Source organism: Floridaenema flaviceps BLCC-F50, assembly GCF_041929275.2.
Taxonomy (GTDB): domain Bacteria; phylum Cyanobacteriota; class Cyanobacteriia; order Cyanobacteriales; family Aerosakkonemataceae; genus Floridanema; species Floridanema flaviceps.
On record NZ_JBHFNR020000002.1, the window covers coordinates 530,661 to 552,270 of the forward strand.

The 21,610-nt window shown below is 42.0% G+C and carries 19 protein-coding genes and 2 pseudogenes; 6 read left to right on the forward strand and 15 right to left on the reverse strand.

The window, feature by feature from the left end:
• Nucleotides 1-4: 4 nt before the first annotated feature.
• Both ACE1CI_RS22315 and ACE1CI_RS22320 read right to left on the reverse strand, forming a co-directional pair.
• A complete protein-coding gene (locus tag ACE1CI_RS22315) occupies nt 5-475 on the reverse strand; it encodes a hypothetical protein (RefSeq protein ID WP_413263624.1) in 471 nt (156 codons plus the stop codon).
• A 230-nt stretch (nt 476-705) separates the two neighbouring features.
• On the reverse strand, nt 706-4,023 hold the full coding sequence (locus tag ACE1CI_RS22320; protein WP_413263623.1) for an alpha-mannosidase: 3,318 nt from the start codon (nt 4,021-4,023) through the stop codon (nt 706-708).
• Between the two features lie 163 nt (nt 4,024-4,186).
• Here ACE1CI_RS22320 and ACE1CI_RS22325 point away from each other — a divergent pair, with 163 nt between their 5' ends.
• Nucleotides 4,187-5,707, forward strand: a complete 1,521-nt coding sequence (locus ACE1CI_RS22325) for a hypothetical protein (RefSeq protein WP_413263622.1) — start codon at nt 4,187-4,189, stop codon at nt 5,705-5,707.
• A gap of 230 nt (nt 5,708-5,937) precedes the next feature.
• Here the strand turns inward: ACE1CI_RS22325 and ACE1CI_RS22330 are convergent, their stop codons facing one another.
• Nucleotides 5,938-8,235, reverse strand: a complete 2,298-nt coding sequence (locus ACE1CI_RS22330) for a DUF3769 domain-containing protein (protein ID WP_413263621.1) — start codon at nt 8,233-8,235, stop codon at nt 5,938-5,940.
• Nucleotides 8,236-8,350: 115 nt separating this feature from the next.
• Nucleotides 8,351-8,467, reverse strand: coding sequence for a photosystem II reaction center protein I (locus ACE1CI_RS22335; RefSeq protein ID WP_073592861.1), 117 nt, complete (start codon nt 8,465-8,467; stop codon nt 8,351-8,353).
• Between the two features lie 609 nt (nt 8,468-9,076).
• Between ACE1CI_RS22335 and ybiA the strand changes: the two genes are divergently transcribed.
• From ybiA to ACE1CI_RS22350, 3 genes are all read left to right on the forward strand, one after another.
• The gene (gene ybiA, locus ACE1CI_RS22340) at nt 9,077-9,541 is read left to right on the forward strand and encodes a riboflavin biosynthesis intermediates N-glycosidase (protein ID WP_413263620.1); all 465 of its coding nucleotides are present in this window, start codon (nt 9,077-9,079) and stop codon (nt 9,539-9,541) included.
• Between the two features lie 141 nt (nt 9,542-9,682).
• Entirely contained in the window at nt 9,683-10,393 is a 711-nt protein-coding gene (locus ACE1CI_RS22345; protein ID WP_496615709.1) for a 16S rRNA (uracil(1498)-N(3))-methyltransferase, read from the forward strand.
• A gap of 101 nt (nt 10,394-10,494) precedes the next feature.
• The gene (locus tag ACE1CI_RS22350; protein WP_413263618.1) at nt 10,495-11,562 is read left to right on the forward strand and encodes a tetratricopeptide repeat protein; all 1,068 of its coding nucleotides are present in this window, start codon (nt 10,495-10,497) and stop codon (nt 11,560-11,562) included.
• A gap of 146 nt (nt 11,563-11,708) precedes the next feature.
• Here ACE1CI_RS22350 and ACE1CI_RS22355 read toward each other — a convergent pair whose 3' ends face one another.
• Nucleotides 11,709-12,212 carry a hypothetical protein gene (locus ACE1CI_RS22355; RefSeq protein ID WP_413263617.1) on the reverse strand — a complete coding sequence of 168 codons (504 nt, stop codon included), beginning with the start codon at nt 12,210-12,212 and terminating at the stop codon, nt 11,709-11,711.
• A gap of 505 nt (nt 12,213-12,717) precedes the next feature.
• Between ACE1CI_RS22355 and sir the strand changes: the two genes are divergently transcribed.
• Nucleotides 12,718-14,748: a sulfite reductase, ferredoxin dependent gene (gene sir / locus ACE1CI_RS22360; protein ID WP_413263615.1), complete on the forward strand. Its 2,031-nt coding sequence runs from the start codon at nt 12,718-12,720 to the stop codon at nt 14,746-14,748.
• Between the two features lie 221 nt (nt 14,749-14,969).
• On the opposite strand, the gene ACE1CI_RS22365 is transcribed toward sir, so the two are convergent.
• Entirely contained in the window at nt 14,970-15,806 is an 837-nt protein-coding gene (locus ACE1CI_RS22365) for a pentapeptide repeat-containing protein (protein WP_413263614.1), read from the reverse strand.
• A gap of 400 nt (nt 15,807-16,206) precedes the next feature.
• Between ACE1CI_RS22365 and ilvD the strand changes: the two genes are divergently transcribed.
• A complete protein-coding gene (gene ilvD, locus ACE1CI_RS22370) occupies nt 16,207-17,880 on the forward strand; it encodes a dihydroxy-acid dehydratase (protein WP_413263613.1) in 1,674 nt (557 codons plus the stop codon).
• Between the two features lie 44 nt (nt 17,881-17,924).
• Here the strand turns inward: ilvD and ACE1CI_RS22375 are convergent, their stop codons facing one another.
• The 9 genes and pseudogenes from ACE1CI_RS22375 to ACE1CI_RS22415 all read right to left on the reverse strand — a co-directional run bounded on the left by ACE1CI_RS22375 (nt 17,925) and on the right by ACE1CI_RS22415 (nt 21,536).
• Nucleotides 17,925-18,545: a nucleotidyltransferase family protein gene (locus ACE1CI_RS22375; RefSeq protein ID WP_413263612.1), complete on the reverse strand. Its 621-nt coding sequence runs from the start codon at nt 18,543-18,545 to the stop codon at nt 17,925-17,927.
• A gap of 298 nt (nt 18,546-18,843) precedes the next feature.
• Nucleotides 18,844-19,125 carry a hypothetical protein gene (locus ACE1CI_RS22380; protein ID WP_496615710.1) on the reverse strand — a complete coding sequence of 94 codons (282 nt, stop codon included), beginning with the start codon at nt 19,123-19,125 and terminating at the stop codon, nt 18,844-18,846.
• Nucleotides 19,126-19,145: 20 nt separating this feature from the next.
• Nucleotides 19,146-19,670 (reverse strand): hypothetical protein, encoded by a 525-nt coding sequence (locus ACE1CI_RS22385; protein WP_413263610.1) that lies wholly within the window; start codon nt 19,668-19,670, stop codon nt 19,146-19,148.
• A 160-nt stretch (nt 19,671-19,830) separates the two neighbouring features.
• Nucleotides 19,831-20,057: pseudogene (locus ACE1CI_RS22390) on the reverse strand (type II toxin-antitoxin system HicA family toxin).
• Nucleotides 20,050-20,259 (reverse strand): type II toxin-antitoxin system HicB family antitoxin, encoded by a 210-nt coding sequence (locus tag ACE1CI_RS22395; RefSeq protein ID WP_413263608.1) that lies wholly within the window; start codon nt 20,257-20,259, stop codon nt 20,050-20,052. Before ACE1CI_RS22395 ends, ACE1CI_RS22390 begins: the two are co-directional and overlap by 8 nt.
• A 121-nt stretch (nt 20,260-20,380) precedes the next feature.
• Nucleotides 20,381-20,629, reverse strand: a complete 249-nt coding sequence (locus ACE1CI_RS22400) for a DUF4926 domain-containing protein (RefSeq protein WP_413263607.1) — start codon at nt 20,627-20,629, stop codon at nt 20,381-20,383.
• An 18-nt stretch (nt 20,630-20,647) separates the two neighbouring features.
• A pseudogene (locus ACE1CI_RS22405) lies at nt 20,648-20,770 on the reverse strand (DUF6883 domain-containing protein); the annotation flags it as partial.
• Nucleotides 20,771-20,772: 2 nt separating this feature from the next.
• Nucleotides 20,773-21,165 (reverse strand): DUF5615 family PIN-like protein, encoded by a 393-nt coding sequence (locus ACE1CI_RS22410; protein ID WP_413263606.1) that lies wholly within the window; start codon nt 21,163-21,165, stop codon nt 20,773-20,775.
• Nucleotides 21,162-21,536 (reverse strand): DUF433 domain-containing protein, encoded by a 375-nt coding sequence (locus ACE1CI_RS22415; protein ID WP_413263605.1) that lies wholly within the window; start codon nt 21,534-21,536, stop codon nt 21,162-21,164. The genes ACE1CI_RS22410 and ACE1CI_RS22415 overlap by 4 nt, the downstream gene beginning before the upstream one ends.
• Between the last annotated feature and the right edge of the window lie 74 nt (nt 21,537-21,610).

The following is a 21,610-nucleotide window of genomic DNA, read 5'->3' on the forward strand; positions in this document are numbered from 1 at the left end:
AATTTTAAGAAAATGTACACTGTTTCGCTGCTCTATTAGCATTGGCACTTCTTCTTAAGTGACCATTGGCATCATACATATTATCTTTCATACATTTACTAACTTTTTGCACCATAATTGGGGTAGTCGCTTTTTGGCAAACTGAAGCCGCTGCTACGGCATTCATTTTCTCTCTGATTACAGTATTCGATTTGTACATTAAGTCGTTCATACAACTACTAATATAGCTACTTTCTGGGGCTGTTGTGGCATTTTGACAAGCGTTATTCGCCGCAGTTTCACTAATTTCTGAACGACGCAGATTTCCGTAATACATTACACGATTCATGCAATGAATTTTGAATTCTGCATTAGTTGCGGCATTGGCAGGTGTAGCAACGAAAGTGGTGCTGATTAGGGTAAGTGCGATCGCTAATCCCACCACTCTCTTTACTAAACTTCGAGCGCCAATGTTTCCCAATCTCTTTTTACTCATCTTTCTTTATCTCTGCTCTTCTCACAAATCTAAATAATTTTATCACGGTCTCACACAGATGATTCACGGATATTTCTGGTTGGGATGCGATTTCTTTTTTTAACCACAGATGAACACAGATGAACACAGATGAACACAGATGATTCACGGATATTTCTGGTTGGGATGCGAGATCTTTTTTTTAACGCAGATGAAACACAGATGAAGATAGAGATTTTTTCATCTGTTTTTTAGATTTTACCTTTATTATTTCCTTCTACCTTTTTAATTTCAAAACTGGCGATTTTCCAAGGGTCTATTTTCCAGGTTTCTCTTTCCGATGACCTTTGGGGTGCATCAAGTTGTCTTTCTAATAAATCAACCGATCGCACAATCTCCACTAAGTCACTTCGCAATTTTAATTCTGCTGTTTCTCCATGACTTTCATAACACCGCATCACCCATTGCTTCGAGTTTCCTTCCGCCTGTTTCATCGTCATTAGAATTAAGTTCTCGTCTGTTAATTCTAACAATCGACCAACCGCAGGTAAAGTTGGATTTGGGTTTTCTTTTGCCGAGTTTAGCACCATTACTTGTAATGGTACATTTAATTCGTAGCCTCGCCGAACTGTTTGCGCCCTTTTCCAATTTCCCCGGTGCGGATAAAGGGCATAAGTAAATTCATGTTCGCCTTTGTCTGCTTCCGGGTCGGGCCAATTCGGACTTCTTAAAAGTGTTAATCGCAGTTGATTTGGTTGACTGTCATAGCCGTATTTACAATCATTCAACAAACTCACACCGTAGTCATCTTCTGTTAAGTCTGCCCAACGTAATGCGGGCACTTCCCATTTCGCTGTTTCTCTTGGTTCTTGGGGTTTGGTTCTTCTTTGAATCGCGCCGCAAGCTATCTCGTAAGTCGCCATTTCCGCAGTTACATTCAACGGAAATGCTGCTTTGACTAAAACTTGTCTCTCTTGCCAATCTACTTTGGTGCTGATTTTTAAAATTTGCGATCGCACTGACAACACATAATCCTGCACAAACTCCGATTTCCCGATTTTTCTCCTTACCTGCAACCTTTGTCTAATCTCTCCCTTTTCTACCCATTCCATCGATTGCAATTGCGCTGGCGGTAAAGGTTTTTTCCCATAATTATGATCGATGTTCCAAGCATCCCAATATTGTCCACTGTCTTGGAACGCTTGCAGCTGATTTCCCTCTGCTTCTTCCAATACTTCCCTCTGATTAACCTTGTCAAAAACTCTCCTCAAATTCCCCGTTTCCCCACTCACTTCTACCCGCAGAAATTGATTCTCTAAAACCCAATCTTTTACCCCGAAATTGTCATTTGAACTAACCAGTTCATTTTCTGCTACTATATATATAGTATGATTAGCGGTTCTATTGCTTTCTGCTGGATTTTCCCCTTCTACCAACGGCAAATCAAGCGTTTCAGCTTGTCCAGGATATAACCAAAAGCCTCGATAACCCACAGATGGCAGATCATGTGCGACAAAAATTAGCCTTTTTTGCCCATTTTCGGCGGCGATATCCTGGCTAGGAAGGGGTGTTCCCTCCAAGTCGCAAACCTGCCACAGCGTTTCCGAACTCGGTAAAGTGACGGTGACGACTTCGGAACGATGCCAATTGAGAGAGTTAAAGACCAGTATCGGCAAAGCACCTGGTTTGGGGGGTGGGGGGAAGGCGATTTGAGATGCGATCGCACTCCAAGCATTCTGCAAAACTTCCCGCGCCACTGATTCAACTTCCTGCCAAGTTTGATTCGCCTCTAAAAACACTTGGTTAATCGAAGTTCCCGGCAAGATATCGTGAAATTGGTTGAACAAAACCTGCTTCCAGGCATTTTCCAATTGGGCTTTTGGATAAACCGCGCCTGTTGTTAAAGTTGACAAACTCGCCCATAACTCCGCTTCGTACAACAACCCCTCGCAACGACGATTCCACCTCTTTTGATCCGCGTGAGTTGTGTAGCAACCTCGGTGAAATTCCAAATACAATTCATCTTGCCAAACTGGAATTGAAGAATAAGGGATTGGCTGCGATTCTTGTTGCAGTTGTTCGCGCAAATTCTCCAAATAACTCTCGGATTTCGTGAACTCTAATTGCGGGAAAAATGGCGACTTTTGCCATCGCTTCGCTGTTTCCAACATATCACGAGTTGGCCCTCCCCCATGATCGCCCACGCCCGGTAGCCAAAGGGCATTTTTCACCCCGGTTTTAATCTCCCAATCAACCGCGTAATTCGCCATTTTAATTGGATCTATTCCCTCGCCAATTAAAGCAGACATGAAACTAAAAACTCTTGTGCCATCAGGAGATTGCCACCAAAAAGCGCCATAAGGAAACTTAGTCGTATCGTTCCAAGTCAACTTTTGCGTCACGAAATATTCAATTCCCCCAAGTTTGAGAAATTGGGGTAAAGTCGCGCAGAAACCAAAACTATCTGGCACCCAAGCGACTTTGCTCAATTGCCCGAATTTCTCTTGGAAATACAGCTGACCGTAAAGGATTTGGCGAACGATCGATTCCCCAGAAATCAAATTTAAATCCGGTTCAATCCACATCCCGCCAATTACTTCCCAAACCCCCGCTTCTACCTGTTTTTTAATCTCTGCAAATAAGTCGGGTCGATGGGTTTCAATCCAAGCATATAAAGCTGGCGAAGTGTGGCAGAAAATTAAATCGGGAAAATCCTTTTGTAAATTCAGAACTGAGGTAAAAGTTCTTTGTGCTGCTAACCAAGTTTCACTGACAGGCCATAACCAAGCCATATCTAAATGAGCATGACCTAAGAGGGAAATTTTGGTTTTGCGATCGGGAATTTCTGCCTTTAAACTTTCCCGCAAAAACGCCAAAGATCCATCAAACTTTTCTTTGTTTGGTAGGGCTGACCAATCAATCTGCGAAATCGCATTTGCTAAAATACTGATCTTATCTCTGGCAAAAGTTTCGCAATGTTTGAGGACGATCGCTAACTCATCAGCTATAAAACCTGGTTCTAAATTTTGAGTTTGGGTCGATTCATAAACACAGCAAGCACGCATCAGTGCCCCTCGGTCATGTCCCGGACTAACTAACCGTAAAGCCACAAGAATTTCCTCGCCCGGAGTTACCGAATTACTCAACAAAACTCTGGTAAAGTAATCCAATAAATCCCCAGCTTGCACCAATTGATTATTGACAAAAATCTGCACATCTTCCGCCCACCAAGTTAAGGCTAAACGTAAGGATAAACCTTTTAAAGGATAGCCAGTTAAAGTTTCGGGAATTACCAATTTTTGTGCCAGCCACAAAACCTTTTTTCCAGGTTCCCAAATCACATAACCTTTATTGTTTAGTTCGACGGTAGGCGAATTTTCCCAAAAATCAGAATTTTCTAAATCAGATAAATTAAGGTCTGTCGGCGAATAGCGCCAATGGGATATGATATCTACCTGCCCCAGTTGCCGTAACTTTTCTATCGCTGCTAATATCTGTTCGCTTTGAGATTGAGAATCAGAAATATTGGCAAAATTAGTTTGCTGATTATATAAGTTATCTTCGCTCATCCCAATCACCCTTGCTCCAGAAATTAACTGAAAGTTTGCGGTAGAATCAAAAAATTAGCAATATTACTGCCCGAAACCTGTATACTTTAAACTTAAAAGGGGATAGTAAAATAGTAAACCTCTTCCTGAGAGTTTCTCATCCCGCAATTCCTGTGATTGTACTATGCCATCCTCCGCCGATCGCTATCGTAGTAGATTATTCAATTTTGTATCACGACAAACCCGCCGTTGGATAGATCGGGCGGAACGTGCTACTAGACAGGTGAGTGTCGCAACTGTCTGGGGAGTGCAGATTCTCGTTTATCCCATTTACCTTTTATTTCAATCTGCTAGATTGGCTGGCAAGCAATTACAACATTTTTGGCAAGGCTTAAGTGCGCCCCAACCAAATTTACAACCCCTCCCCGCCGATACCCCAATTCAAAAAGTATTAGAAACTGTTCAATCTTTGGGTTTACCTGCAAATCTTTCTCCTGCCAATTTACCGGAAAGTTTGGTTAATGCTGAGTTGGTGGTAAGCACTGCCAAAAGTCCGGTTTCCACCGTTGAAAATCCTCGCGTTAATCATCAGGAAATTCAGGGAATAGCTACCTTACCGGAAAATCGTCATTTAGTATTAATAGATCGGCAAAATGGAATTTTAGATATTTTAACTCAACAACAGCAACAAGATCTGAAAAAACAAATTAGTTTAGAATTAGCTCAATATTGGCATCATCAACGTTTAGTTCAAGATGCTTTGCGCCCAGCGATGTATTTACCCCCGCCAGCTAGTAGCGAAAATGCTTTACCGCCAATTCGTTTATGGCAAAAATTTATGGCTTGGATGCAAAGGGGAAAAGTTGCTGGTGCAATTAATCTGTTTCAAGAAGAGACTTTACAACTGCATCAGGAGGTGAAAAATCGGGAGTTACAATACCGAACGCAGCAGTTAAAACAGAGAACTCAAGCGTTAAAAGAACGTCAGCAAGAGTTAAATTTCCTCACTCAAAATCAATTGGGTCTAGAATCAGAAAACCCGCCTGAAGTTAATGATACATCTTTGTTGGCAAATGTCGATCGCGCGATCGCCACAATAGAAACAGGTACTCTGGTTGTAGCTAATGTCCCCAGTTTTTTAATCCATCATTCTCAAAAGTTCAGCTTTTTATTTAAAGCTCGGTTGCAAGAGTCACTCACAGAGGAAACAAACTATTCCCCTGATTTAAAATTAAGAATCGAAGTTTTAATTAAAGCCGCCGTTGAATACTTTTTTGGTTCTAGAAAAACCACCCAATTAACTCCAGAATCCAACCTCGTTAACGCTAATAATCAGAATTTAGAACCTACCGATCCTGATTTTTGGTTAACGGAGTCAGATTTATTTTCTCAGCCTTTACCCGGTGAAACCAAACTAGAACAATGGGAACTTCGATCGCCAACTTCAAAAGTAATTATTCAGAAGAAAACCACTGCTAATAACTCTGTTGAAACCATTGTATTTAGTCCTGATTCTGCTCCTGAAAATTCCCTAATAGATACTACAAATAATAATAGCTCAGATTGGATAGAAATTCAAGCTACTGCCACAGGTTATATTAAACATCCGTTAGAGCAGGCATTAGAAATAGTCGATCGAACAATGTTTTTTATTGAAGAACTATTGCTAGCAATTTGGCGAGAAATTCAACAAATATTTAGATAAAAAATCTAGTTTGTTGTAACGACTTCAGTCGTTTATTTTAAGCAAAGGAACGACTGAAGTCGTCACAACGAACAGTGATTAATCTGTTTCCCGAATCACACCTGTATCGACAAAACGGACAAGGAACGACTGAAGTCGTCACAACGAACAGTGATTAATCTGTTTCCCGAATCACACCTGTATCGACAAAACGGGCAAGGAACGACTGAAGTCGTCACAACGAACAGTGATTAATCTGTTTCCCGAATCACACCTGTATCGATAAAACGGACACCGGAACCTTGGAATGGTTCAGCGCCGACATTCCAATTAAAATCGCTAACTCGGAGGACAACAGCAGCCAGTTGTAAATCTGGGTTATAACGAATAGTCACGCCGTAAGTCCGACGACTATATTCTAAGAAAAAGTCGGTGCTGATGCTTTCTCTAGTATCCAAATTAAAAGATGATTGAAACCCGACTCTAAAAGGCCCATAAATTTGTTGAGTCAGACCAAAAGAAAGGACTCGTTCATCAACAATCCGGTCAAAAAAGAAGGGAGATAAACCTTCTAAAAACACCTTACTAAACCGGATATTAAAAGCAGTGTAATCGAAAAATGGACGGGAGAAATGTCCGAATTGACCTTGTAAACCGATACTAAAGGTGAAAGAACTTTGGGTATCTCCACTTGTATAAATACTAGTATTACCAGACAAAATGGGTACTAATTGTACAAAAGGAATTACTGGATAAGGAGTATATCTTAACCCTTCGGTTGGAGTTGCTGGTAAAGGTTTACCGCGCCAAAGAAAGATGCCACGACTAATATTAGCAGCAGCTTGAAACCGACCTAATTGAGTGCGAGGATTCTCAAGATCAAATACAGGGGGTAGTAAATCTAAGCGATCGGTATTCGCATTAATATATTGTGCGCCTAATTGATAAGTGAGATTAATTCCTGTATTTCCCAAAGTAAAAACGGGAGAAAGTAACACTGCGCCGAAAGATTGGAAAACATCTTGAAAACCTAAAGAACCATTGAACAAGCGATCGCGAAAACTGTACTCAAGCGATAAGCGATGGGGATATTTAGTACCAATAATTTGTTGTGCTCTTAAAGAAGCCCGAACTTTTTCTTCTGGTTCTTCCGAAAAGTCAAAATTTCTCACAATTACCGAAGCCACAACCACAGTTCGTTCCGTTAAACTTGCGGTCATGACACTTCTTAAACCAAACAATTCCGCTGGATTACCAAAACCATTAGTAACTGCTCTTTGGAGAAAGAATTGTGGTGTTACTCGTAATCTAACTCTAGGGCCCAAATAATAAGTCAAAGGTGCTTCAATAAACAAGCCACCCCGCTCGCCATCATCATAACCAAAACGGGCAATGGGTGGTTCGCGTTCCGTGCGATCGAACACAAAGCGCGATTGTAAAAGTGGTAGAGAAAAACCCTGATCGAAAACGATGCGTGGTCTTACCGTATCTACCACATCCCGCAACGGGGACTCCCGTGTTAATACAGCCCGGGGCGTGCGGATTTCCAATTCTGGGGGCGAAAATGGGTCATTAGTAATACGGACATTGGTAGCAGTCCAACCTCTTGGGTAAAACTCCAGATTTTCCGCTTCAAAGCGGATGCGATTTACCTGACCCCGGCGACCGCTTCTGACTGCTGGTAAATTGACATTAGCTCTCCCGCCGCCAACAGCAAAAGTCAAACCTTCTGCGCCTCTAACTTGCTGTGCTGGTTGGTCTTCGAGTAAGCGATCGCTCAATGGGCGATCGACCACCAAAGCCGGATTCGCCAAAGCAGTTTCCGAGTCAAAAGTCAACTCCACACCACTGGTAGGGGAAAAAATTTCCCCCCGACTTCTTTGTAGGGTGCCAGTATCTTGGACAAAATTGTAAACCAACCTTTCCCCACGTAAGAGCTGATTCCCGCGCCGAAAAGCCACATCACCTTCAGCGACAGTCACGCGAGTCGCCAAGTTCCCCTGTACACGATCGGCATCGAGCACACCGCCTTGGTAGCGCACCACCACATTCCCTTCCGCCGTAAAAATTTGCCGTATGATATCGAACTCTTGACGGTCTGAGGACACCTCAACAATCCCCACCAAAGCCGGAACATTGACTGGTGGGGTGGGCGACCCAATTTCAATTGGGCCAATAATCGGGGCGATATGCCCTTCCAAAGGCAAATCTAGTTCCTGGGTGATTTCTTGCGACCCAAAACTGGGGTTAGTAACTTCAGGAAAAGCCTGTTCTTGCTTCCAATCGCTAACTTCCACTTCCCTTTGTTGCGGGAGTGCCAAAGTTTGGGCTTCACCCAACAAAGCGGCGCTAGTAGCTGTACTAGCGGGAAGCGGCGCAGCATCAGGTTTTTCGGGCAAATTTGCTGAAATTTCGCTATTTAGTGCAACTTCACCGGAGTTTTTGCTCAAATCTTTTGCAGATAAAGATATATCTGCGGGGACAAGATTTTGGGCTGGTAAATGTTGCACGATCGCAGGTGGTTCAGGAGGCAAATCTGGGTAGGGCATTTTTCACCCCAACGAAGCGATCGAACAACCCAGACGCACAGCCCCAACCGCATAAATAGCTGACTGGGCGAGGAAAACCCCGCCCAGACAAGCTAGGAGGTAGTTTAAGAGCGTATTATTCCAAATCGCGACGTTTGGGGTTACGAGAAGGATCATTAGACAGGAATCCAAAGACGAATAGTAAGACAAAGAAGGCAACGACAACATTGACAACAACTTTAAGGGTAAACATTGCAGTATCTCCAGAAGGTGTGAACAGCCGAACCTATCGGTCAACTAGGTAAGACAGTTCTCTATAATACCGAAAGATCGTCCCCTTTTTGAATTTCTGAGGATAAACTAGTGAAAAATTTGACCAAAACCGGAGACGACATGGTGCGGCAATAGTTCCAGGTAGAGTATATTAACTCAAGTTGCTAGTTACAAGTCTGGCTCTTTCTTAGCCCCCCAAAAGATCCCCCCTGGAGCCCCCCTTATTAAGGGGGGAACCAGCCCAAGAAGAGCTATTAACATCACGGGGGGTTGGGGGGATCAAAACCTAGTAATCACAGCCTTTAGATCCCCCCACTACCCCCCTTACTAAAGGGGGGAACTCCGAAAGAATTAATAACTAGCAACTTGAGTTATTAGTACTATCTGCCAGAGCAATTAACAAACATACAGGTTAAAAAATCATCTAATTATGGAAATCAAATTTGAACTTTCTCTCAAAGATGCTTGGGAATACAGCAAGTTTTTGAGGCTAAAAGTTCCGAGAATTCGGAATATTACTATTGCTAATTTTTTACTATGATTTTTGTTGATTTTGATTGTTACTCGAAATCTTGTTTAGTGAAAAACTATGAATATTTATTTTTACAGTACCCGCGATACTTATGGTTGTTTTTCCAATTTTTCTCGTCATGGGTTTGAATTAGAAGGAGTTTATTGGCCTACAAGCGAACATTATTTTCAAGCTCAAAAATTTGCTGGTACACCTCATTGTGAACAAATCCGCCAAGTAAAAAACCCCAAAGATGCTGCCAAAATGGGACGAGATAGAAAACGTCCTTTGCGTCCTGATTGGGAACAAGTCAAAGAAGAAATTATGCGAAAAGCTGTCTTAAAAAAGTTTCAAACTCATGCAGATATTCGGGAAATTTTACTTTCAACAGGTGAAGAAGAAATAGTAGAAAACTCACCAATTGATTACTATTGGGGTTGTGGCGCTGACGGTAGTGGCAAAAATAGATTAGGAATAATTTTAATGGAAGTTAGAGAAATAATCCGCAACAATTCCGAAAAAACCTCTGCCTCCCAACAATAAAGATAACGCTAACATCTGTGTTCATCTGTGTGCATCTGTGGATATCTGTGGTAAAAAAATCCTAAATCTCAAACTCCCACCAAAAACCTACAAAAACATCTGCGTTCATCTGCGTTTATCTGCTTTAATCTGCGTTCTAAAATGACTCAACTTCAAAGGGTAACAATTTCCCCAAACCAAATAGAAAACCAACAAATCACCCTAACACCAGAACAATATCATTATTTAAGTCGAGTATTACGCTTACAAAAAGACGATCGCTTCATCGCCATGAACGGACAGGGAGAATGGTGGTTAGCTAAACTCGTAAATCAACAAGCAGAAATAATTGAACCGATCGCAATTAAAACCGAATTACCGATCGCAATTACCCTAATCATAGCCTTACCGAAAAATGGATTTGATGAAGTAGTCAAACAAACAACTGAATTAGGAGTAACTAAAATTATCCCAGTAATTAGCGATCGGACCCTCTTAAAACCCAGCCCACAAAAGATCGATCGTTGGCGGCGCATTGCCACCGAAGCAACCGAACAATCCGAACGGCAAATAGTTCCTGAAATCCTGGAACCAATCCCATTTAAAAATAGCTTTTCCCTAGTTAATGGAGCAAAATATATTTGTTATGCCAGAGGCAACTCGCCCCATTTACTTAATTATTTAACCCCATCTCCCAACACAGGAATTACCATAGCAACAGGGCCCGAAGGAGGATGGACAGAGAGGGAAATACTTGAAGCTCGCGCCGCCGAATTTCAAACCGTATCATTAGGAAAGCGTATCCTCACCGCCGTACTCGCCCCAATAGTTGCCCTTTCCCTGGTAGCAGCAACCGCAGAAACGATCCCTTAGATCCCCGACTTCTTAAAGAAGTCGGGGATCTGAAGATCTCAATCCAGTAGAAAAGGGAAATATTAGATTGGAGAGATTATAAAAAAGGTTTTCAGGGAAAAATGATTAACCAAGTTGCCGCCGCTTTTGACCGGAAAGACTACCGGGAAGCCGCACGTTTACTTAAAATCCTACTGAAAGAATCGCCCCAAAACCCTTGGGGGCACTTGTACGCCGCCCGTTTGCATGAAGTGACAGGCAAACTGGAAAAAGCCGAAACTATTTATCGTCAGCTATTGCGGGATACTATCAACCCAAAAATTATCTCCCAAGCACGTCAGGGATTACAAAACATTGAAAAAGCCCAAAAAGAAAAACGCCGAGAGGAGATCGCTAAAGCCAAAGCCGATCCTAGCGACACTCAACCGGGCGTATTAATTTTAGAACCAGTGAGTAGCGAGGCTAAACAACTTGCCGCCCAAAACTTTGCTCAGATTATGAATATTGACCCCTACAGTGCGAGATTAAAATTACAGAGTAGAGGTTGGCGGTTGTTCCGAACAGGTGCGATCGGAGAACTGCGATTTTACGGTCAACAATTACTTAACGCCAAAATTCCCTGCTTTTGGATCAAATTAGCTGATATCGAGAAAATCAACGTTTTCCGTGTCAGCTACTTTCAATCAATTTATCCTCAACCCACCGTAGTTTGCTACAACCAACAAGGTCAGCTAGGTTCCTTAACTTTTGACTGGCAAGAAGTCACTCAACTTGTCCTTGGACAACTGCCCATTTTTGAAGAAGTCGTAGACCTCGACTTCCGCAGAAAACTTCAGCGCAAAGTACAAACCCAAGACTACGCCCAATTTTGTGACTTACACCTACCAGCGAGAAACTGCATTCTGCGGTTGTGGGATAGTAACTACCAGTTTCAGCAGGGTATTACTTTTGTTCCCGATCCAGAGCAAGCTACCACGAGAATTAACTGGAACGGCTTACTCGATTTCTTAAGTCATCAAACGCCACAAGCAAAAGTCTGGTCTGATTTCACCCCTTTTGCTGAAACTGTACTCGACTACGCTGAACTTTTAAACCAAATTCCATCCCACATTACCTTATTCCGCAGAGAGCCAACCCACTGGGACTCAGCTTTTCAGTTGTACAGTAGCCTCGCTTTTCTCAAGCAATAGCTAGAAGGTAGAAGGTAGAAGGCTCGAAGGCATAAGGCTCGAAGGCTCGAAGGCAAAAGCCAGAAGATAAAAATTCTCAACAGTCCCCTTGTCCCCTTGTCCCCTTGTCCCCTTGTCCCCCGTTCAGGAGTTCAGGAGTTCCCTTTCTACTGATTAGAAGGTTTAACCTTACGCGCCATTTCCAAGAAGGAACTCATGTTCGCGCCCGGACGACGACGACCATTGCTACCAGTAGATCCGAGATACTTAGGCGCAAAGGTTTTGTCTGCTTCTGGTTGACTCTTCTCCTTAGTAACTGCTACTGGTGCAGGAGTTGGGGCGGGTTCCGGCTTTTCTGCGGGTGCGGGTTTTGCTTTTTTGATTGAGGTTTTGGCTGGTTTGGTTTCAGCTTTGGCTGGTTCTGGTTTGGTTTCCGGCTTGGGTTCCGCTTTAGCTGGTTCGATCGTTATAGTTTCCTGCACTTGAGTGGGCGAAGTTTTGGCTACTGGTGCGGGTTCAGCTTTGGCTTTAGCGGCTGGTTTACTGCCGTTAGTGGTTTGGGGAGTTGCTGAATCATCTAGTTCTAAAAAGTAACCTTTCTGCTTTTTTGTTTTGGGTGCAGTTGAGTCTGATTTGTCAGAAGAGAGTATATTTTTGATAAAACCAAACATTAGGAGTACTCCAGAAAGTGATGTAAATGGACTGGTATGATTTGGAAAAGTTGGGGGCAAATCTTTGCCCCGGTGCGATGTTAATTAATGAATCAGCCCGATCGCACGCGACAGATACACTACTCCACAGTTCTCATATTTTCAAACTGTGACCATTAAAAAAATTAGAACTTGTTGTCCCTAGAGTTTAATTATCAAGTTATAAAGTAACAATTTGCAAGATTTTTTGATATTCCTTAAGAAATATTAATATCATTCATCCGCATCCCTAAAGTCTGCTAGGTAATTATTCCTGACCTCTTTTCCGGTAAATCTTAAGAAAATTAGTAACTAGCAAAAGTTTCTATATTAACAAACTTTTGTATCCTAAGTGTGATAAAATATGGTAAAATCCATAATTCCGACCGGATTACCGGGATTAATAAATCAGAGGTTTCACCATCCAGACTTGGGGGTGAGAAAGAACATCTGAGGGAAGTCCTAAGTACAAATTCAGAATAGTTCCATGACCCAGTTTGCCACACCAACAGCCACAGCACGGAAACTTTCTAAAGTAGAAGGTTTAAAAGAACAGAGTAATTATTTGCGCGAACCAGTTGCTACTGAACTTTTACAAGATACAAACAGTTTTAGCGAAAACGCCACTCAGATCTTAAAATTTCACGGGTCTTATCAGCAAGACAATCGGGATAATCGGGTGAAAGGTCAGGAAAAGGATTACCAGTTTATGCTGCGTACCCGTAGTCCGGGAGGATTTATTCCCCCACAACTTTATTTGACCATAGATAGATTATCGGATGAGTATGGCAACCAGACAATCAGAGCGACTACTCGCCAAGGTTTCCAACTACATGGCATTTTAAAGAAGAATCTGAAAACAGCGATCGCAGAGATCGTCAAAAACATGGGTTCAACCTTGGGCGCTTGCGGTGACATCAACCGTAATGTGATGGCACCACCAGCACCTTACAAAAATCGCCCAGAATACAAATATGCTTGGGAATATGCCAACAACGTCGCTGATTTACTAAGCCCCCAAAGTGGAGCTTACTACGAAATTTGGCTAGATGGGGAAAAAGCGATTTCTGGCGAAGAAGATCCCGAAGTAGTAGCAGCGAGAAAACGCAACATTAACGGTACTAACTTAGAAGACGAAAAAGAACCGATTTATGGGACTAATTATATGCCCCGTAAATTCAAATGTTCTGTGACTGTACCGGGGGATAATTCAGTTGATTTGTTTTCCCAAGATTTGAGTTTAGTTGTGATTACTAACTCGGAGGGAGAATTAATTGGATTTGATGTGTTTGCGGGTGGTGGTTTAGGTCGGACACATAATCAAGAAGAAACATTTCCTAGATTGGCAGATCCGCTTTGTTATGTAGATAAAGCGGATGTTTACGACTTAGTGAAAGCAATTGTAGCGACGCAGAGAGATAATGGCGATCGCGCAAACCGCCGTCATGCCAGAATGAAATACCTGATCGAAGATTGGGGATTAGACAAATTTAAGCAAACAGTAGAAGGATATTTTGGTAAGAAATTAGAACCATTTAAACCCCTGCCAGAATTCAAATATTTAGACTTTTTAGGCTGGCACGAACAGGGAGATGGAAAACTGTTTTTGGGTATTTCCATTGAGAATGGTCGGGTTAAAGACGAAGGGGATTTTAAATTAAAAACTGCACTGAAAGAAATCGTGCAGAAATACCAATTACCCATGTACTTGACCCCGCATCAAAATTTAATTTTGGCGGAAATTGATGGGAAAATTAAGGGAGAGATTCAGGGAATACTCGATCGCAACGGCATCAAAACCGAAACTCAAATCGATCCCTTAGTCCGTTACTCAATGGCTTGTCCCGCCTTACCAACCTGCGGTTTAGCAATAACCGAAGCCGAAAGAATTATTCCTAGCATTCTGGAAAGACTGCGAACATTACTAGTAAAAGTCGGACTCAAAGAAGAACATTTCGTAGTCAGAATGACAGGTTGCCCTAACGGATGCGCTCGTCCATATTTAGCAGAAATTGGCTTTGTGGGTCAAGGGCCGGATGCCTATCAAATTTGGTTAGGTGGCGATCGCGATCAAACGCGGTTAGCACAACCCTACATGGACAAGGTAAGCATTAAAGACTTAGAAACCACCTTAGAGCCATTATTGGTTTATTTCCGCAAAGAACAACTACAACAAGAAAAACCCGAAAGCTTCGGTGATTTTTGCGATCGAGTAGGATTTGAAGCACTGAGAAGCTTTAGCACCTCATACCAGACTGCACCAACTGATGTAGAGTTAGCCAATGGTCATCTAGTTAATTCTGGTATGGAGAAAACAGAAGTTCTAACGCCCGTGGAATCAACCGAAACAACTGCAACCACTCAAAGTACGACTCCAAACAAAATTCGTCGTCGGATCAGCGTCCGCGATGATGTGTACGATCGTCTAAAACAAACGGCTGCTCGTCAAGGTAAGCCACTGGTTCAGTTAGCAACCGAAGCCATAGAAGCCTATTTAAAGGAGAATGGAGACTCCTAAAGGCTTTAGGGGTAACAAATCACTAAAAAGTTACTTTTAGCTGCTATTTCGCCCCTTTAATTGAAAAGTCAACCTCTATTACTAAAAAAGCAGTATTGGGGGTTGACTTTTTCGTAATCACAAAGTAGTGCCAAAAGCAAAGAGTAGAATTGGTGTCAATCTAAAATCTAAAATCTAAAATCTAAAATTGATATGATGCACCCTTACCAATAGCAATTAATTTACTCAAAAGTTCTGCCATCGGGCATAATTGCCCCATCTAATTCAGCATTTTTTAGATTTGCTCGATTGATATTGGCATCAATCAAAATTGCGCCCCGTAAAACTGCGCCAGTCAAATTAGACCAAGTAAGTTTAGCACGGTAGAGATTGGCTCCTTGTAAATTCACGCCACGCAAGGTTGACCAACTAATGCTGACACTTCTCATATTAGTGCTGCTTAAATCTGCGCCAGCTAAATTGCAGCCAATCATTTTGGCCCGACTTAAATCTGCTCCACTCAAGTTAACTCTTTCTAGAACTGCTCCGTTGAGAATAGCTTGGATCAATTTAGCTTTTTCCAGATTAGCTCCGCTGAGAATCGCATTGGTGAGGTTAGCTCCCTCTAAAATGGCACCACTCAGGACAGCATTGATTAAGTTGGCTCGACTCATGGGCGCATCAACTAACTTAGCTCCACTGAGGTTGGCGCGGCGCAAGTTGGCTTCACTCAGGTTCGCTTCGCTCAAGTTAGCTCCCATGAGTTTGCTATCCTCTAACTGAGCAGTTCTTAAACTAGCTCCTGTGAGGTTAGCGGCGCTTAAGTCCGCTCCAGTGACATTGGCACCAATTAAATTAGCTTCGCAAAGGTTAGCTCGGAGAATTGCTCCTTTAAGATTAGCTTCCCGCAAATTTGCTCCCACTAAGGAAGCTCCGGTTAAATTAGCCTCGCTTAAATCTGAGCCACGCAGGTTAATTTCGCTCAAGTCAACACCTATCAGAGATACGCCATGCAAGTCGAGATCCAAAAATTCTCTCTCATTAGCAGCATATCGTTCTAAGAGTTCATCAGCATTCATTATTCTTTTCCTCATAGATTTAACAGCGGAGCATTTGTCCTCAGAAAATTTTCTCGAATCGGAGAAGCTCTGCAAGAACTAAATGCTCTGCTTATGGAATTTAAGATCTCTTCCTATAGATAATTCCCAATTAACGGATGATTTTGGTAAACTTTCCTGATCTTGTGCGTCCAAATTACAGTGCATTTGAGAGAATCAGATACGAGCATCATTGGTTATGAGAGTTGATGAGTTGTTGGTTACTGGATAAGAGGGCATTAAGGAAAGGGAAGATCAAGTTTTCCCGTTGTTTACTTCCTTTATTCTTAATATTGCCTTGTTTTGGGATTTTGCTCACATCAGGCTGACAACTATTAACTAATGATCAATGACAGAAGATATAAGCATATAAGGATTTCCCATGCCCGATAATCTGAGAAGCCAAGTTGTTACCCAAGGCGTACAGCGAACTCCGAATCGCGCTATGCTGCGTGCGGTTGGTTTTGGCGATCAAGATTTTACTAAACCTATTGTTGGTGTTGCTAACGGATTTAGTACGATTACGCCCTGCAATATGGGTATTAATGATTTAACATTCAAGGCGGAAGCTAGTTTTCGTGCTGCGGGGGCGATGCCGCAAATTTTCGGCACTATTACGATCAGCGATGGTATTTCGATGGGAACAGAGGGGATGAAATATTCCCTGGTGTCGCGAGAGGTGATTGCCGATTCCATCGAGACGGTGTGTAATGGTCAGAGTATGGATGGTGTTCTGGCTATTGGCGGTTGCGATAAGAATATGCCAGGGGCGATGATTGCGATCGCACGGATGAATATTCCGGCTATTTTCGTTTATGGTGGTACGATTAAGCCCGGTCATCACAATGGTAAGGATTTAACTGTTGTGAGTGCGTTTGAAGCTGTGGGAGAATACAGCGCTGGCAGAATTGATGAGACGGAATTAATTGAGGTTGAACGCAAAGCTTGTCCGGGTGCTGGTTCTTGTGGGGGAATGTATACGGCAAATACGATGTCTTCTGCTTTTGAAGCGTTGGGGATGAGTTTGCCTTATTCTTCGACGATGGCAGCTGAGGATGCGGAAAAGGCGGAGAGTACAGAAAAGTCTGCTTATGCTTTGGTGGAGGCGATTAAGAAGCAAATTCTACCTCGTGATATTATTACTCGGAAGTCGATCGAGAATGCGATTTCTGTAATTATGGCTGTGGGTGGTTCGACGAATGCGGTGTTGCATTTTTTGGCGATCGCTCGCGCCGCTGGTGTAGAGTTAACTTTGGATGATTTTGAAACTATTCGCGCCAGAGTTCCGGTTCTTTGCGATTTAAAACCATCGGGTAGATACGTAGCAATTGATTTGCACCGAGTTGGCGGCATTCCTCAAGTAATGAAAATGCTCTTAGTGCATGATTTAATTCATGGTGATTGTCTGACAATTACAGGTCAAACTATTGCCGAAGTTTTAGCCGATGTTCCTGATGAACCACCAGCTAATCAAGATGTAATTCGTCCTTGGAATAATCCCATGTATGCTCAAGGACATTTGGCGATTTTAAAAGGTAATTTAGCGACTGAAGGTGCGGTGGCAAAAATTACCGGAATTAAGAACCCAAAAATTACTGGCCCAGCGAGAGTTTTTGAGTCGGAAGAGTTGTGTTTACAGGCAATTCTAGGGAATCAAATTAAGGCTGGAGATGTAATAGTTATCCGTTATGAAGGGCCGAAAGGTGGCCCCGGAATGCGGGAAATGTTAGCACCAACTTCAGCTATTATTGGGGCTGGATTAGGTGATTCTGTTGGGTTAATTACTGATGGCAGATTTTCTGGTGGGACTTACGGAATGGTGGTAGGTCATGTGGCACCAGAGGCGGCTGTGGGTGGTGCGATCGCGATCGTCCAAGAAGGCGATACTATTACCATAGATGCCCATGCTAGGTTGTTAGAATTGCACGTTTCTGACGAAGAATTAGCCCGTCGTCGTGCAGAATGGCAACCCCCAGAACCCCGTTATACTACTGGCGTATTGTATAAATATGCCAAGTTAGTTTCTTCCAGTAGTGTCGGCGCTGTTACCTGTTAGTAATTAGTCATTTGTCATTGGTCATTTGTCATTGGTTAACCAAATTACAAATGACTAATGACGGATGACAAATGACTACTAAACCATGTTTGATAATGTTCAGGTGTGTTTAAATCAGCTAAAACAATTGGGTGATTAAATTCTACTTTTTGAATGCTCGAATTGAATTGTTTAACTATTTGCCTCAATCCTTGAGTTGCTTCGGAAATTGAGTTTAAGTAGGGCAACATTTCAGGGGAAAATAGTAGGGGGTGTCCGATGCGATCGCTATAAGTTGGCGCGGTAATCAAAGCTTTATTTAATAGATGAAAATAGCCCAATTTTTGGTAAACTTCTCTAGGTCGTGGTTGGTCTACTGCTGATATTGCTAAAGTCGTAAAATCCTGGGGGATTTGAGTTAATCCTGTGAGAATAGAACTGGTTTTACCAAGCTCAGGATTAGGGTTAATTATTATTTGAGTTTCTGAAGGTAAGTTAGGCTGAGAAGCAGCATTCTGTGGTGATAAAACTACTATTGGGATGAAGTCTGCTTTGAGAAATTCTGTTACTTGATATTGCAGGAGTGTTTGATTGTTGTACCAGGGAAGAGAGGTTTTACAAGCTCCCATTCTGGTAGATTTTCCGGCAGCTAAAATGATAGCAAAGTTTTTTTGGTAATTTGTCATTGCTATTCTAAATTAGGTTATTAGGCTAGGTTGAATCACTAAAAATTAACATTAAACTTCTTGAATGTTTTCCAAAAACCATAAAGGATCACCAGGCTCTCCATAAACAGGAGTAATATGGTAATAGTTTTGATGATCGAGTGGTTGCTCCTCCCAGTTTATTCCGTCTGTAATTGCTCCTAAGAATTCTCCTTCGTTATTATAAACTTCAAGTAAGAAACATCCATTCTTTCTTTACTCATGTTGAAACAGTTCTCGTGTTCTCGTTCAAGAGAGGGTTAAACCCTCCCTCTTGAACCTAGAATTGTTGTTGATAATAAAGCTCGATTGCGCCAACAGCATCCAACAAAGGTGAATTTAAAGGTTCTACCCAATCAGCTACTTCACGCGCCAACCCCAAGGTTAGGGTTCCTTCCGATGGTTGAAGTCGATCGCTCATCACATTGGTTTTGATTCTTTGTAATTCGCTCACCAATGTGTTTAATTTTTCTGTACTATTCGGGGTAGTACCTTGCATTTTCTCACTGAGGCCGATCGCGCGATCGATTAGCTGCAAAAATTCTTGTTTTTTCGCTTCCATTTGATTTGTCTAGAAACTGTTTAGGGACATTTAAATTCTTCAACTTGCATTGGCGTACCTTCAGACCATTTTATATTCGGATCTTTTGAATCTTTAATAAAGGTCTGCTGACCACCACCAGGATAACAGGCTGACGGTTCTTGGGACGCAACTATACCTTCATATACCATAGTTCCAGCAGGTACAGTAACTTGTAACATGATTGTTGCTTTGTTTCCCCACTCTTGTTTTAAGGCTAAGTTCCTGATGACATCTACATTTTTTTCGTAGCGATTTGTGGTGAGATATCGACCAAATTTATTACCATCATTGCTGTAGTAGCGGTAGTAAGTTCTAGGTTCTTGCAGTTGAACTTCCCGACACTCTGAGCGTAGAAATGTTACAGCAATACTCGCTTCTAAAGGACAAGAAGCTGTGGTAGTTGTAGTTCCTTGCGCCTGCAACGTTTGCTGATTAAAGGGCTTAATTTGAGCAAAACTGCTACCAGTGAGAGTTGTGAGAGAGAACAGGGAAAGACTAGTCAAGAAAAGATGAAATTTCGCCATGTTTGTTATATTTGCTATATTCAGAAAATAATATACACTACTTCGTCAGCATCAATCTAGTTTTTACAGAATCATTAGGTTTGTTGGAGCAAATTTATTGATAGTGCGATCGATCAATCTGTGGAAATCATATTATCCAGAAATCAGCAAAAGTGAGAACTCACAAATTCTCAATAAATTCTTCAACTGTAGCTTGTGCTTGCTAAGAATGCCGCTCAATGTACCAACTTTCAATTCTTGATGCACAGGGACAACACAGCCAATAGTCCCTTCCTGAGTTGCCTTTTTCATTACAATATGACTACCAGTTTGACGAACTTGCTCAAATCCTAAACGCTCTAGTGCGCGAATTGCCTCTCTACTTGAGATTCGTGGCAATTTAGGCATAGCTAACCTCGATGCTAGTTATGTATCTAGGAGAGGTTTCAGGTAAAGGAAATTCTTCAAGATAGAGGCGTGTTGCTTCTTTGAGTCCGGCAACTGCTTGTTCAATAGTTTCACCTTGATCGACTGTGCCAACTTCGGGACATTCAGCGATGTAAGTATCCTCTTCTTTGTAGACAATGACTGTAAAGCTACGAGTTTTCATCGTGTTTTATCCCCAAAAGTCTAATCATAAAAAAACATTGTAGCTATAAGTTTAGGGGTTTTAGCGATCGGTCTACCTGTGCAAATAATCTTGTTTGTTGTTGGGGGGAGGGCGATCGATGTTATACGACTACCATTTCAGTTTTTGTATCGGGTGGTACTGGCTCAAAACGCAATACCATAATTTGCTCTGGACGCAATCCTAATGATTCGTAGGTGTGCCCATTGCGATCGCTAAATTCAACTTCAAAAGCTGTACCATTGGCTAATATTTCTACCACTGTTCCAACTTGTCCTCGCCACAGATTGTACTGCGGTAAGTCAACTGTTAAAGCGACAACATCTAATAATTTAACTGTATTGTTAATCACGCTAGTTACCTTCACTAATTACAGAGGATAGCAGGTGGTTAATTTAGGAATTTCCGAACCATGTTCAACGATCCAACCACTTCGCAGGTTTGCACTTTTATTCTGCCATTCAATTGTGAAATCTAAGGTATAACGTTGTCCAATTATGGGATATAGAGGCGACCAACTCCCAGATAGTTCTCAAGGTCAAATAAGATTTCAATTAGACGAATAGTACATCGCTCACGGTAAATTTGCTCATCAATTCTTTCTTTATTTCCAACTGTAACGACAGGCAATGATGTAGTTGTATTTTCTTCACGAATCATTTGCTCTAGTGAATCCAGTCCTTTCATGTTTCGGTTTGCAGTTAATATAATCATCTGGTTTGTTTGAGCAAATTCCCAAACAATTCGATCGCTACTGTTTTCAGATAAACCAACTTCTTCAAATAAGACAAAGCGAATGGGCAAAACTTCCAGCCATCCTTCAGCAGCGATCGTTCCCCACAAAAGAGTAGCTTGCCCTTTTAAATTATGGTCGATCAGAAAATTCATACTTTGGATTTAAGCCTTTCTTGCCAAGCTTGGAGTTTAGCACGGAGAGCTTCTTGACCTGGTTTTGAGGGCATTGTGGCAAGTCGGGCAAAGTGTTCGCGATTGCGATTTTCCCAATATTGCTGATTCTCTTGGGCGATTTGCAAAACTTCTTGATACTCGGCTTCTACTTCAGCTTGATGAGCTTCGATATAGGATAGTGCAGCAGTAATTTGACGATCGCTAAGAGATAGTTTTTCGCGAATTAGTTTTGCTGGATAACCAGCAGTAAGATAATCCATTACATCGTAGAGAGTAATGCGTGTATCTGCGATCGTCAATCCTCTTTCTGTCCGAACGATCGCTGGTTCTTTGTTTGATGCTGTGGTCACAATAAAGACTCCTGAATTAGAAGTTTATTTGATTTTAACTGATGGCGATCGATCTACCTGCGAAAATGATTTTG

Coding starts and splice junctions, on each gene's coding strand:
- ACE1CI_RS22315 (WP_413263624.1), bottom strand. CDS start 475: ATGAGTAAAAAGAGATTGGGAAACATTGGCGCTCGAAGTTTAGTAAAG.
- ACE1CI_RS22320 (WP_413263623.1), bottom strand. CDS start 4,023: ATGAGCGAAGATAACTTATATAATCAGCAAACTAATTTTGCCAATATT.
- ACE1CI_RS22325 (WP_413263622.1), top strand. CDS start 4,187: ATGCCATCCTCCGCCGATCGCTATCGTAGTAGATTATTCAATTTTGTA.
- ACE1CI_RS22330 (WP_413263621.1), bottom strand. CDS start 8,235: ATGCCCTACCCAGATTTGCCTCCTGAACCACCTGCGATCGTGCAACAT.
- ACE1CI_RS22335 (WP_073592861.1), bottom strand. CDS start 8,467: ATGTTTACCCTTAAAGTTGTTGTCAATGTTGTCGTTGCCTTCTTTGTC.
- ybiA (WP_413263620.1), top strand. CDS start 9,077: ATGAATATTTATTTTTACAGTACCCGCGATACTTATGGTTGTTTTTCC.
- ACE1CI_RS22345 (WP_496615709.1), top strand. CDS start 9,683: ATGACTCAACTTCAAAGGGTAACAATTTCCCCAAACCAAATAGAAAAC.
- ACE1CI_RS22350 (WP_413263618.1), top strand. CDS start 10,495: ATGATTAACCAAGTTGCCGCCGCTTTTGACCGGAAAGACTACCGGGAA.
- ACE1CI_RS22355 (WP_413263617.1), bottom strand. CDS start 12,212: ATGTTTGGTTTTATCAAAAATATACTCTCTTCTGACAAATCAGACTCA.
- sir (WP_413263615.1), top strand. CDS start 12,718: ATGACCCAGTTTGCCACACCAACAGCCACAGCACGGAAACTTTCTAAA.
- ACE1CI_RS22365 (WP_413263614.1), bottom strand. CDS start 15,806: ATGAATGCTGATGAACTCTTAGAACGATATGCTGCTAATGAGAGAGAA.
- ilvD (WP_413263613.1), top strand. CDS start 16,207: ATGCCCGATAATCTGAGAAGCCAAGTTGTTACCCAAGGCGTACAGCGA.
- ACE1CI_RS22375 (WP_413263612.1), bottom strand. CDS start 18,545: ATGACAAATTACCAAAAAAACTTTGCTATCATTTTAGCTGCCGGAAAA.
- ACE1CI_RS22380 (WP_496615710.1), bottom strand. CDS start 19,125: ATGGAAGCGAAAAAACAAGAATTTTTGCAGCTAATCGATCGCGCGATC.
- ACE1CI_RS22385 (WP_413263610.1), bottom strand. CDS start 19,670: ATGGCGAAATTTCATCTTTTCTTGACTAGTCTTTCCCTGTTCTCTCTC.
- ACE1CI_RS22395 (WP_413263608.1), bottom strand. CDS start 20,259: ATGAAAACTCGTAGCTTTACAGTCATTGTCTACAAAGAAGAGGATACT.
- ACE1CI_RS22410 (WP_413263606.1), bottom strand. CDS start 21,165: ATGAATTTTCTGATCGACCATAATTTAAAAGGGCAAGCTACTCTTTTG.